The following is a 12,056-nucleotide window of genomic DNA, read 5'->3' on the forward strand; positions in this document are numbered from 1 at the left end:
CCGTCGTCCCCTCGCGTGGCAGGAAACGGCCGGTGATCGGCAGGCAGGCGGAGGCTCTGCGGCATCCGTCCGTGACCTGCCCGTCCTAGGCTGATGCGGTGACCCGTCAGCCCGCCTCGCAGCACGCCGCGGGCGGTCTGTATGCGTTCGGCGCGTACTTCCTCTGGGGATTCCTGCCGCTCTACTTCGTGCTGCTCGCGCCCATCGGCCCGTTCGAGATCGTGGCCTGGCGGATCCTCCTGTCCCTGGTCTTCTGCGCGCTCCTGATCGTCGTGACCCGATCGTGGCGGCGCTTCGTCGCCATCCTGCGTCAGCCGCGTCTGCTCGGCTGGACGGCGGTCGCCGGGGCTCTCATCTACGTCAACTGGCAGGTCTTCCTGATCGCCACACTGACGGGGCACGTGATCGAGACGAGTCTCGGCTACTTCATCAATCCGATCGTCACGGTCCTGCTCGGCGTGCTGGTGCTGCGGGAGCGCCTGCGTCTCACGCAGTGGATCGCGCTCGGACTGGCGGCTGCGGCAGTCATCGTGATCGTGGTCGGATACGGCGCGTTTCCGTGGATCGCCCTGTCGCTCGCGTTCTCCTTCGGCTTCTACGGCCTGGTGAAGAAGCGCATCGGCCCCGCGGTCGACGCCGTGAGTGGCCTCACGCTCGAGTCGCTGTGGCTCACCCCGGTCGCGCTCGTGCAGCTGGGGATCGTGGGCGCCACGAGCGGCTTCCTGTTCTTCTCCGTCGGCAACCCGCAGGCGGTCCTCCTGCTCCTCGCGGGGGTCGCGACGGCGACGCCGCTCCTGCTCTTCGCCGCCGGCGCGCGGCGCGCACCGCTGACGCTCCTCGGCATCCTGCAGTTCGTCGCGCCCATCCTGCAGTTCGTCATCGGGGCGTGGCTGCTCGGCGAGGAGATGACTCTCGGGCGCTGGATCGGCTTCGCGATCGTGTGGCTCGCCCTCATCCTGCTCACCGTGGACTCGGTCGTCGCGGGGCGTCGCGGACGCCCGTCGCGGGACGGCGCGGATGAGGCGTCCGACATCGTCGAACTGACGTGATCCGCGGCTTTCGGGCCGTTTAGATAACGATTGAGTCGCGAAAGCCGGCGGGTACTGTGCACGACGCGCGCCTACAACACACTCGTAACAATGTGTGGATAGCTTCTGGCGCATAGCGGCGTCAGGGTCGCACATCACAAGACAGTGAAAGGACGGAACCACATGGTTCGCTCCAAGAAGGCGTGGTACGCCGCGGTCGCCCTCACGGGCGTCTCGGCCCTCGCGCTGGTCGGATGCGCCGGCGGCGGCGAAAGCACGCCCACGGAAAGCTCCGACGGCGGCTCGGCCGACTACGTTGCGCAGGATTGTGCCAATGATGCGACGAGCGCCGACACCCTGAAGGTCGGCACACTGCTGCCGGTCACGGGCACGCTCGCGTTCCTCGGACCGCCCGAGATCGCCGGCGTCGGCCTCGCGGTCGACGACATCGTCGCGGCGGGCGACTCCGCCTGCACGTTCTGGACGGACTCTGGCGACAGCAACGACATGACCGTGTCGTCGGCCTCGGCGGACGACCTCCTGAACGCGGACGTCTCGGTCGTCATCGGCGCCGCATCGTCCTCGGTATCGCTGAACGTCGTCGACAAGCTGACCACGGGTGCGAGCCCGGTCGTTCAGATCTCGCCTGCCAACACGGCCGCGTCGCTGTCGGGCTACTCGGACTTCTTCTTCCGCACCGCACCGCCGGACACCGTGCAGGGCTCGGCGCTCGGCCAGCTCATCACGGGCGACGGCAACGCCAACGTCGCGTTCCTGGTCTTCAACGACGCCTACGGCACGGGCTTGCGCGACGTCGTCGAGGAGACGGTCACCTCGGCCGGCGGCGCGGTGACGTACGGGGCGAGCGGTGCCGGTCAGGAGTTCCCTCCCGGCCAGACCACCTTCTCGTCCGAGGTCACGGCGGCACTCGCCACCGACCCCGACGCGATCGTGATCATCGCGTTCGACGAGACCAAGGCGATCATCCCCGAGCTCGTCTCGCAGGGCTGGGACATGTCCCGCACCTACTACACCGACGGCAACACCTCGGACTTCTCGTCTGACTTCGAGCCGGGCACGCTGGAAGGCGCACAAGGCACCATCCCGGGCGCGAACGCGGCTGACGACTTCAAGGAGCGGGCATCGGCCTGGCACGAGGCTGTCGAGGGTTCCGCCCTGGACGACTACTCGTACTCGGCGGAGTCGTACGACGCCGTGATCCTCGCAGCCCTCGCAGCGCTCGAGGGCGGCGCGACCGATCCGGCGACTATCCAGGCCAACCTGGCCGCGGTCTCGGGTGCGAGCGGCGGCACCGAGTGCTCGACGTACGCCGAGTGCAAGGAGCTCATCGCCGCCGGCGACGAGATCCACTACACGGGCGTGTCGGGCGCGGGTCCCTTCAACGAGTCGAACGACCCGTCGAGCGCCTTCATCGGCATCTACAAGTTCGACGGTGACAACGTCCCCGTCTGGGTGAGCGCGGTCGAGGGCGAGTCCTGAACCGCTAGCATCACGGCCGAAGGTCCCCGGGGGTTCGCCCCCGGGGATCTTCGTCGTCGTCACTCGCGCGTGGCCCGGATCAAGCCGCTGTGTGTGTGCCCCCAGGGGCGCCCTCCTCGTGTTCTCCTGGATCCACGCGAATCAGCACTGACGACGCGCGCTGGGCGGGCGAGACGGTACGAGAGGGCGAGGGCTGGAACGCCGACGGGGTGGATGCAGCGCGCTGCATCCACCCCGTCGGCGTGTGAGGATCAGGCCTTTTCGGGATCCTCCGCGGCGGTCTCGACGCCCGGGCCCGACATCGGCTCTCTCCCGGGCGGAAGGTCCTCCGCGGACGTCGGCGCTCCGCCGATCGCGCTCGGCACCTGCTCGTCGGGAGAGACGTACCCGGCGGGTGCGGGTTCCTCGGTCGCAGACGGCGTCGGCGCGGGACCGGTCGAGGCTGTCTCGGCCTCCACGTCGGCCGCGAGCGTGCCGAGGTAGAGCTGGATCACCTTCGGGTCCTTCGCAAGCTCGCGGCCCGTGCCGGTGTATGCGTCGCGGCCCTGGTCGAGCACGTATGCGCGGTCGCAGATCTGCAGGCAGCGCCGGGCGTTCTGCTCCACCATGATCACACTCACGCCCGCCTTGTTGATGCGGCGGGTGCGGATGAAGGTCTCATCCTGCCGCACGGGCGAAAGCCCCGCGGAGGGCTCGTCGAGCAGCAGCACGGACGGGTCCATCATGAGCGCCCGTGCCATCGCGACGGACTGCCGCTCGCCGCCGGAGAGCGATCCCGCGCGCTGGTCGCGTCGGTCGGCGAGCACGGGGAAGATCTCGAAGATCTTGTCGAGCTGCTCCCGGAACTTCTTGGGCTTCTGGTAGATGCCCATCTGCAGGTTCTCCTGGATGGTCAGCGACGGGAAGACGTTGTTCGTCTGCGGCACGAACCCCACGCCCGTCGAAACCAGCCGGTTCGGCTTCCAGCCGGTGATGTCCTGGCCCTTCAGCGTAACGGACCCCTGCCGGATCGACACCTGGCCGAACACGGCCTTCAGGAACGTGGACTTGCCCGCGCCGTTCGGCCCGATGATGCCGATCAGCTCGCCCGGACGCGCGATGATGTTGACGCCGTTGAGGATGTTGACGCCCGGCAGGTATCCGGCGTGCAGGTCTTTCGCGACGAGGACCGGTTCGTTGTCGGTGGTCATGACCGGGGCTCCTTTCCGAGCGCCTCGTCGATCTGCGCCTCGGCGGCCGCATCCGCTGCCTCGGCCTCGGCCTCGAACTGCTCGATCACCGAGGTGTCGAGCAGGGCGTCGTCGCCGAGGTCGGTGTCGTGGTGCGCGCCGAGGTACGCGTCGATCACCGCCTGCTGGTTCATCACGTCGCTCGCAGGGCCCTCTGCGACGATCGCGCCCTGGGCCATGACGACCACCCAGTCGGAGATATGGCGCACCATGTGCATGTCGTGCTCGACGAACAGCACGGTGGTGCCGTCATCTCGGAGCGCTTGGATGTGACCGAGCAGCGACTGCGTGAGCGCCGGGTTGACGCCGGCCATCGGCTCGTCGAGCATGATCATCTTCGGATCGCTCATGAGCGCCCGCGCCATCTCGAGCAGCTTCTTCTGACCTCCGGAGAGGGATCCGGCGAGGTCCTCGCGCTTCTCGTACAGCTTGAAGCGCTCGAGCAGGTCCATCGCCTTCGCGATGACCTCCTTCTCGCGTTTCCTCCACAGCGGCGGGATCAGGGCGACCAGCATGTTCTCGCCGGGCTGGTCGCGGGCGCCGAGCAGCATGTTGTCGAGCACCGTCATGCGCGACAGGGCCTTCGTCAGCTGGAAGGTGCGCACCATGCCGTTGCGGGCGACCTTGGAGGCGGCCGTGTTCCCGAGCGTGCTCCCGTCGAACGACCATCGAGCCGACTTGTCGGCAGGGGGACCGCCGATGAGGCGCTTCGCGCTGGTCGGCTTGTCGAAGCCGGTGATCAGGTTGAAGAACGTGGTCTTGCCGGCACCGTTGGGACCGATGAGCGCGGTGATCGCGCCGCGCTGAACCTCCAGATGGTCGACATCGACGGCGGTCATGCCCCCGAAGCGGCGGATGATGTTGTCCACCGTGAGGATCGGGTCCGGTTTCGCGGCACCGGGCGCATGGGGGACGCCCCGGAGGCTCTCCTGCGCGGCGAGGGCCGCCGCCGTGGTCGACTCAGACATTGAAGCTCAGCTCCTTCTTGTTGCCGAGGATGCCCTGTGGTCGGAAGATCACGAGGAGCATCAGCGCCACGCCGATCATGATCCAGGAGAACTGCTCGGTCTGCTGCGACGACATGATGGAGTTCGGCATGACCATGTCGGTCACGCCCTGGATGAAGATGCGGACGGCGAAGAAGAGGATCGCCCCGAGCACGGGGCCGAAGATCGTCGCCGCTCCGCCGAGCAGGAGCGCCGTCCAGATGAAGAACGTCGTCGAGCGCCCGAGGGCGTCGGGCTGCACGGACGACGGAAGAACGTAGACGATGCCGGCGAAAGCGCCTAGCACCCCGCCGAGCACGAGCGCCTGCATCTTGTAGGAGTAGGCGCTCTTACCGAGGCTGCGCACCGCGTCCTCGTCCTCGCGGATGCCCTTGAGCACGCGGCCCCAGGGACTGCGCATGAGTAGCCAGACGAGGAGGAGGAAGACGGCGACGAGGGTCCAGGCGACCAATCGCACCCACCATCCGCTGACGCCGTTGTTCTCGTAGGTGAACCACAGGATCGTGGTGGTGCCGTCGGGCAGGAAGGACAGGTCGTTGAAAGGCTGGCGGTACGTGGCGCCGGGGAGACCGTTCGACCCGCCGGTGAACGGACCCATGATCGAGGACCGCCCGACCATGCGCACGATCTCGGCGGCCGAGATCGTGACGATGGCGAGATAGTCTCCGCGCAGCTTCAGCGTCGGGATGCCGAGGATGAGGCTGAAGATCACCACGACGATGAGCGAGATCAGCAGAGACGGCCAGAATCCGAGGCCCGCGCCGACCGATACCGCGAAGCCGTATGCGCCGAGCAGCATGAATCCGGCCTGGCCCATGTTCAGCAGTCCCGTGTAGCCGAAGTGGATGTTGAGGCCGATCGCCGCGATGGCGAAGGCGGCGGTGGCGGGCGAGATCGCGATCGCCGAGATCTGGCGCAGCAGGTCGATGAACTCCATGGCTCAGCCCACCCGTTCCTTCCGGCCGAACAGACCTTGTGGGCGCACGAGCAGCAGCAGGATCAGCAGCAGCAGTGCGGTCGCGTACTTGAAATCTCCGGGCAGCCAGATGTTCGTGAGCTCCACGGTCATGCCGATGATGAGCGCGCCGAACAGGGCGCCGAAGGCGGTGCCGAGGCCACCCAGGGTGACCGCGGAGAAAAGCAGGAGCAGCAGCTGCATGCCCGTCATCCAGTTGATGCCGTTGAGCACGAGTCCGAGCAGGATCCCGGCGAGGCCGGCGAGGGCTGCGGCAGCGGTCCAGATGAGGCGGATGACGCCGTCGACGTTGATGCCGGATGCGGCGGCCAGAGCGGGATTGTCGCTCACCGCGCGGGTGGCCCGTCCGATGCGGGTCTTCACGAGGAAGAGGCCCACGGCGATGAGCACGACGACCGCGATCCCCATCGCGATGAGGGAGTCCTGGCTGAGCGAGATCGGGCCGAGCTGGACCGGTCTCGGGTTGGCCGTGATGATCCGGACGGTGGAGGCGCCGATGAAGAACTGGAAGACGTACTGGAGCGCCAGCGACATGCCGATCGTCACAATCATCAGCTGAGTGAGACTCAACCGTTTCTTCCGCAACGGTTTCCATATGCCGACGTCCTGGAAGAACCCGAATGCGCCGCAGAGAATGACGACGACGATGCCGGCCAGCCAGATGTTGAGGCCGAGAACGTTCGCGAAGACGAAGGCGAGGAGGCCCCCGAGCGTCACGAGCTCGCCGTGCGCGAAGTTGGAGATGCCGGTGGTGCCGTAGATCAGCGAGAGTCCGACCGCGGCGAGAGCGAGGAGCAGCCCGAGGCGGAGGCCGGAGGCCGCTTGCTGGGCGAGCCGATCCCAGTTGAAGCCGGTCGAGGCAGTCGTACCATTGCCGGTTCCGCCCTCGACCTCGGCGCCGGCGGCGACGTCGAGGGAGAAGAGCACCGCGGTGTTCGCGCCGAGTGTCACCGCGCGGGTCTGCGGGTCGGTGCTCCTCAACGCCACGCCCTCCGGAAGGGTGCCCGGGTCGACTGTGACGGCGTACTCGCCGGGCTCGTCGACCGAGATCGACCACCGGCCTCCTTCGTCGGTCTCTGTCTCGAAGGTGCCCGCCGGGCCGGTCGCGCCGATGACCACGCCCCCGCCGACGTCGCGCAGTGTCCCGGAGAGACAGCCGACGCTCGCGCTGGCCGCGCAGGCCTCGGTTTGCACGACGGCATCGCTCGAGGTGGTGTCGGCATGCGCCGCGGGAGCGGCGAAGAGCGTGAGCAGGGCAGCAATCAACGCTCCGAGCACGAGGAGGACCCCGGGGAGGGATCGTCTTGGGGCAGTGGTGGAGACCACGGAACCTCCTGGAGGGACACGCACCGAGGTACGGTCGGCATCGGCATTGATGAACGACGGTACGAGCGCATTGTGTCGGCCGTGTTTCCACGATGACACGGTGTTCGCTCGCTTCGGTCGGCAACGATACACCGGCAGTGCGTCGCGGCGATCGCAGAGACCGAGTCCCACGTCGGGTGGAACCGGATGCGACCGCGACGGCGGGGACGGATCCCCTCCGGCCGTGGCGGGAACAAACCGCGTATCCACGCGCTTAGAATCGGTGATGCCGGGAGGTCTCCGTCTTCCCGTGCCGGTCGATGTCGTCCTGTCGCCACGTGCATCGGCGACCGGGGAGGAGAACTGATGGAGCACCACGATCCCTTCGGCTTCGTAGGACTGACCTACGACGACGTCCTGCTGCTGCCGGGGCACACCGACGTCATCCCCAGCGAGGCCGACACCTCCTCCCGGGTGACGCGGCGCATCACGGTGGCGACGCCCCTGATCGCCGCGGCGATGGACACCGTCACCGAGACACGGATGGCGATCGCCATCGCTCGCGAGGGGGGTCTCGGCATCCTGCATCGCAATGCGTCGATCACCGATCAGGCCGCCATGGTCGATCGCGTGAAGCGCAGCGAGTCGGGCATGATCTCCGACCCGGTGACCACGACCCCGGACGCCACGATCGACGAGGTCGACGCGCTCTGCGCGAAGTACCGCATCTCGGGGCTTCCGGTCGTCGATCCCGAAGGCCGCCTCGTCGGCATCATCACGAACCGCGACATGCGCTTCGTCTCCGGCTTCGAGCGCCAGACCACGCTCGTGCGCGATGTCATGACCAGCGAGGGGCTGATCACGGCCCCCGTCGGGGTGAGCGCGGGCGACGTCATCGCGGCGTTCGCGAAGCACCGCGTCGAGAAGCTGCCTCTGATCGACGACGAGGGCAAGCTCGCCGGCCTCATCACGATCAAGGACTTCGACAAGAGCGAGAAGTACCCGCTCGCGACCAAGGACGACCAGGGGCGCCTGCGCGTGGGCGCCGCGATCGGCTTCTTCGGCGACGCGTGGGAGCGCGCCCAGGCGCTGCGCGACGCGGGGGTCGACGTGCTGGTCGTCGACACCGCGAACGGCCAGTCCGCGGGCGTCATCGACATGGTGCGTCGCATCAAGGCGGACGGGTCGTTCGCGCACATCGACGTGATCGGCGGCAACATCGCGACCCGCGAGGGCGCCCAGGCGCTCATCGACGCGGGCGTCGACGCCGTCAAGGTCGGCGTCGGCCCCGGCTCCATCTGTACGACGCGCATCGTCGCGGGCGTGGGCGTGCCCCAGATCACCGCCATCTACGAGGCGTTCCTCGCCGCGCGCGAGGCCGGCGTGCCGGTGATCGCCGACGGCGGCCTGCAGTACTCCGGCGACATCGCGAAGGCCCTCGTCGCCGGCGCGGACTCCGTCATGCTCGGGTCTCTGTTCGCCGGCACCGACGAGGCGCCGGGCGAGATCGTCTTCCAGGCCGGCAAGCAGTTCAAGCAGTACCGCGGCATGGGGTCGCTCGGAGCCCTGCAGACGCGCGGCAAGAAGACCTCTTACTCGAAGGACCGCTACTTCCAGGCCGATGTGCCCACCGACGACAAGCTGATCCCGGAGGGAATCGAGGGCCAGGTCGCCTACCGCGGTCCGCTCTCGGCCGTCGCCTACCAGCTGGTCGGGGGTCTGCGGCAGTCGATGTTCTATGTCGGCGCGCGCACCGTCGAGGAGCTCAAGGCCAAGGGCAAGTTCGTGCGGATCACCTCGGCCGGCCTCAAGGAGTCGCACCCGCACGACGTGCAGATCGTCGTGGAGGCGCCGAACTACAACAAGCGGTAGCGCCCCCTCGATGCCATACCGATGGCGTCGCCGGCCAGGGCACCGAGAAGCTCGGTGACCCGGAGGTTGCGCGGAGCACGTCGCACCGAGCACGTCGCACGCAACTCCGTCGATTCACGTCACTGCGGTGGCGCAGGCGAGCTCCTCCGCCATATCGACGGAGTTGCGGCCGCCCCGACTCTCCGCCCGGGGACGTGAGCGCCGCTGCACGGCGGACGCGCAAGCCGTCGTCCGCCGAGCGAGGAGCACGAGTCCGAGACGAAGCGGGCGAGCGCCGGCTTCGCGGGGCGCTTCAGAGCGATCCGTCGTCGAGCAGCACGGAGCGGACGCCGACCCGGTCGTAGGTGGTGAGGGCGCGGCGGTCGAGCGTGACGAGAACGCCGTCCGCGGCGCGAACGGTCTCCGCGATCAGCGCGTCGTACACGGCGCCGCCCGAGACGGCGAGGGCCGGGAGCCGTTCGACCAGCAGCCGTGAGGTCTGCGCGCCGTCGAGCGTCAGCGGCTCCTGGTCGAAGGCCGCCTCGAGGAAGGATGCCACCAGCTCGAGGGGAGCGCGGTGGGGAGCGGGAAGCCTGGTGAGGACGCTCACCGTCTCGACCATCGAGTGAGCTGCGGCACGCGGCCGCTGCGCCAGTTCGGCGACCGCGACGTCGTGAGCTTCATGCCACGAGGCGAAGGCGGCGACGATCACGCCCGTGTCGACGGCTCTCACCGGCGCAGCTGCTCCAGCGTGGCGCGCACGGTCTGGCTGGTCAGCGGCTCGATCGGCCGGTCGGGCACTGCCGTGGGCAGGCCGTCGCGGACCTCGAGGTGCATGCCCGTTCCGGTGACGTCGATGCTGATACGCCCGTCGAGGATGCCGACATCCACCGTCTGCCCGGCGCTCAGGCCGAGCGCCTCGCGCAGTTCCTTCGGGATGACGACCCGCCCTCCGGTATCGATGGTCGTCTTCATGGCATCAGAATACCATCGGGTCGTGGGGCGTGACCGGACGGTGCCCCGGCCAGTCGTCGCCCCGGCTACGGTGCGGGCAGCGGGAACGCCGTGGTGACGGCGGCGCCAGGCTCGGCATCGGCCAGGTCCGCGAGCACCTCGCCGATGCCGGCGGCGAACTTGAAGCCGTGACCGGAGAACCCGGCGCCGACGACGATCCGGCCCGCCCGGTCCAGCACGAAGGCGCCGGAGTCCGTCGAGGTGTAGGTGCAGCTGATCGGTCGCGCGGTCGCGGGATCGAGTCCCGGCATCCATTCGCGCACGTACTGCTCGAGCGCCGCCACATGGGTCGCCCGGAACGGCCGGGCGTCCGGGTCGACCTCCGGGCCGACCCGGTGGAAGCCCACCTTGACGCCCTCGCCGGGGCTGGGCATGCCGTAGACGTCGCCCGGCGTCGCGTCGCCGAGCCCCGCCGTGAGGTGGTTGAACGACGGCCAGGGGTCGTTCGGCCGCAGCGGTACGAAGTGCGCCGGGCTCTCCTCCGTCACGGTGAGCCGGGGGAGGGGAACGAGTCCGCCGAGGAGCGGCCGTGTCCACGCGCCGACGGCGACGACGGCCACGTCCGCGACGATCCCGCCCCCGTCCGTGTCGATGCGCACGTCGTCGCCGCGGTCCTCGATCCTCCGCACGGGCGCCGAGTACCGCACCTCGCCGCCGAGGGCGACGATCCGCCGTTCGAGCTCCGCGAGCGCGGCGTCGGCGCGGACGACTCCGGCGTCCTCCGACACGAGCGCGGGTCCGGCGAACCGGATGCCCGGCCAGCGCCGCGCGGCCTCGGCGGCATCGAGCAGCCGGGCGTCGATGCCGCGTTCTGCGAGCGCCGCGTGCACCGTCTCGAGGACGCCGGCCGGCCCGCGGGTCACGATCCCGTGGAGACGGAGGACGGGTTCCCCGCCGGGAGTGCCGAGCACGGCCCAGGCGGCGCGCGCCCGTGCCAGCAGATCGAGATAGCGATCCTCGGTGTATGCGTCGTTGAAATTGCGGGTCGTGCCGTGCGACGCCCCGCGGGTGTGCCCGCGCGCGAAGCGCTCGAGCACCAGCGGACGCGCGCCCGCGCGCGCCAGCGCCCAGGCCGCGGACAGCCCCATGACACCCGCCCCCACGACGACGACCCGTATCCGCTCGCTCATGCGCCCCATCCTGGCGGCCGCTCCCGCGCGCGGCACGTTCGGTGTCGTCGTGAGTCGGGCGCCGGACTCCCCGCGAGAAACCGCTTTCGCCGCGAGACACCACGCATAACGTGATGTCTCGCGATGGAGCTGGTTTCTCGGGAGAGGGTCGGGCGGGGGATCATCCCGTGCCGTCGCCGGTACGCTGTCGCTGTGATCCGCCGCCGTTCGCATCCCGACTCGACCGTCTCGACGACGCGCACCGAGGCCTACACCGACGCGGTCTTCGCGATCGCCGCGACGCTGCTCGTGCTCGATCTCACGACCCGCTCGTTCACGGGGATCGCAACGGATGCCGACCTCGCGGCTGCGCTCCTGCAGATGACGCAGCCGCTCATGACCTTCGTGATCAGCTTCCTCATCCTCAGCCTCATGTGGATGACGCACGTGTCGCAGTTCGAGAACATCGCCCGGATCGACGGACTCGGGCTGTGGATCAACAACCTCCGGCTGCTGTTCATCGTGCTCGTGCCGTTCACCTCGTCGCTGACGACGGACTACTCTGATCTGCTGCTCGGCCGCATCCTGCTGCCGATCAACTTCTTCCTCGCGATCGCCTGCAGCTGGGCGCAGTGGGCCTGGTCGGTGCGCCATCGGGAGGAGGTGCTTCCCGGTCTGTCCGAGGCGGAGGCGCGGCGACAGGGCAGAGCCGCGCTCAGCGCCGCGATCATCGCGGCCGCCGTCGTGGTCGCGAGCCCCTGGGTGGGCTCCTTCGCGTTCTTCCTCTTCGCCTTGGACGGTCCGCTCACCCGGCTCCTGGGCGGATCCCGGTCGGTGGAGGACGCCCCGACCCCGCCGGACGATCCCCCGCCGGCACGCTGAGCGCCGATCCGGGTGTCGCCGCATCCGTGCGGAGAGTCCCTACCCCTCGTCCCCTGCGTGTCTCGCTTGTGCAGGTGTTCCGGCGCTGCGGCCTGCATAGGTGAGACACGGAGGGGAGTGTGCCCGGGACGGCGCACCGGGCACACTCCCCTCCG

Annotated in this window: 10 protein-coding genes and 1 pseudogene; 4 read left to right on the top strand and 7 right to left on the bottom strand. The window is 69.0% G+C overall.

Annotated features, from left to right (window positions below; all coding sequences use genetic code 11):
- Window positions 1–98 precede the first annotated feature (98 nt).
- Together rarD and GVL03_RS15280 are read left to right on the top strand one after the other, a co-directional pair.
- Entirely contained in the window at window positions 99–1,049 is a 951-nt protein-coding gene (gene rarD / locus GVL03_RS15275) for an EamA family transporter RarD (protein WP_159501867.1), read from the top strand.
- A 162-nt stretch (window positions 1,050–1,211) separates the two neighbouring features.
- On the top strand, window positions 1,212–2,528 hold the full coding sequence (locus GVL03_RS15280; RefSeq protein WP_159501868.1) for an ABC transporter substrate-binding protein: 1,317 nt from the start codon (window positions 1,212–1,214) through the stop codon (window positions 2,526–2,528).
- Window positions 2,529–2,977: 449 nt separating this feature from the next.
- Here GVL03_RS15280 and GVL03_RS15285 read toward each other — a convergent pair.
- The 4 genes and pseudogenes from GVL03_RS15285 to GVL03_RS15300 all read right to left on the bottom strand — a co-directional run.
- Window positions 2,978–3,718, bottom strand: a pseudogene (locus tag GVL03_RS15285) (ABC transporter ATP-binding protein); the annotation flags it as partial.
- A complete protein-coding gene (locus tag GVL03_RS15290; protein WP_159501869.1) occupies window positions 3,715–4,725 on the bottom strand; it encodes an ABC transporter ATP-binding protein in 1,011 nt (336 codons plus the stop codon). The pseudogene GVL03_RS15285 and the gene GVL03_RS15290, both read right to left, overlap by 4 nt.
- Complete coding sequence (locus tag GVL03_RS15295; protein WP_159501870.1) at window positions 4,718–5,701, bottom strand: branched-chain amino acid ABC transporter permease; 984 nt, start codon at window positions 5,699–5,701, stop codon at window positions 4,718–4,720. Before GVL03_RS15295 ends, GVL03_RS15290 begins: the two co-directional genes overlap by 8 nt.
- A 3-nt stretch (window positions 5,702–5,704) precedes the next feature.
- Window positions 5,705–7,066, bottom strand: coding sequence for a branched-chain amino acid ABC transporter permease (locus GVL03_RS15300; protein WP_159501871.1), 1,362 nt, complete (start codon window positions 7,064–7,066; stop codon window positions 5,705–5,707).
- A 345-nt stretch (window positions 7,067–7,411) separates the two neighbouring features.
- Here GVL03_RS15300 and guaB point away from each other — a divergent pair, with 345 nt between their 5' ends.
- Window positions 7,412–8,917, top strand: a complete 1,506-nt coding sequence (gene guaB, locus GVL03_RS15305; RefSeq protein ID WP_159501872.1) for an IMP dehydrogenase — start codon at window positions 7,412–7,414, stop codon at window positions 8,915–8,917.
- A 292-nt stretch (window positions 8,918–9,209) separates the two neighbouring features.
- Here the strand turns inward: guaB and GVL03_RS15310 are convergent, their stop codons facing one another.
- From GVL03_RS15310 to GVL03_RS15320, 3 genes are all read right to left on the bottom strand, one after another.
- On the bottom strand, window positions 9,210–9,629 hold the full coding sequence (locus GVL03_RS15310; protein ID WP_159501873.1) for a PIN domain-containing protein: 420 nt from the start codon (window positions 9,627–9,629) through the stop codon (window positions 9,210–9,212).
- A complete protein-coding gene (locus GVL03_RS15315; RefSeq protein ID WP_159501874.1) occupies window positions 9,626–9,871 on the bottom strand; it encodes an AbrB/MazE/SpoVT family DNA-binding domain-containing protein in 246 nt (81 codons plus the stop codon). The genes GVL03_RS15310 and GVL03_RS15315 overlap by 4 nt, the downstream gene beginning before the upstream one ends.
- A 65-nt stretch (window positions 9,872–9,936) precedes the next feature.
- Window positions 9,937–11,040, bottom strand: a complete 1,104-nt coding sequence (locus tag GVL03_RS15320; protein ID WP_159501875.1) for an FAD-dependent oxidoreductase — start codon at window positions 11,038–11,040, stop codon at window positions 9,937–9,939.
- A 192-nt stretch (window positions 11,041–11,232) separates the two neighbouring features.
- Here GVL03_RS15320 and GVL03_RS15325 point away from each other — a divergent pair, with 192 nt between their 5' ends.
- Entirely contained in the window at window positions 11,233–11,901 is a 669-nt protein-coding gene (locus tag GVL03_RS15325) for a TMEM175 family protein (RefSeq protein ID WP_159501876.1), read from the top strand.
- Window positions 11,902–12,056 lie beyond the last annotated feature (155 nt).

The sequence above is a fragment of the Microbacterium sp. 18062 genome (assembly GCF_902706225.1).
Classification (GTDB): domain Bacteria; phylum Actinomycetota; class Actinomycetes; order Actinomycetales; family Microbacteriaceae; genus Microbacterium.

Coding starts and splice junctions, on each gene's coding strand:
- guaB (WP_159501872.1), top strand. CDS start 7,412: ATGGAGCACCACGATCCCTTCGGCTTCGTAGGACTGACCTACGACGAC.
- GVL03_RS15295 (WP_159501870.1), bottom strand. CDS start 5,701: ATGGAGTTCATCGACCTGCTGCGCCAGATCTCGGCGATCGCGATCTCG.
- GVL03_RS15315 (WP_159501874.1), bottom strand. CDS start 9,871: ATGAAGACGACCATCGATACCGGAGGGCGGGTCGTCATCCCGAAGGAA.
- GVL03_RS15280 (WP_159501868.1), top strand. CDS start 1,212: ATGGTTCGCTCCAAGAAGGCGTGGTACGCCGCGGTCGCCCTCACGGGC.
- GVL03_RS15320 (WP_159501875.1), bottom strand. CDS start 11,040: ATGAGCGAGCGGATACGGGTCGTCGTCGTGGGGGCGGGTGTCATGGGG.
- GVL03_RS15290 (WP_159501869.1), bottom strand. CDS start 4,725: ATGTCTGAGTCGACCACGGCGGCGGCCCTCGCCGCGCAGGAGAGCCTC.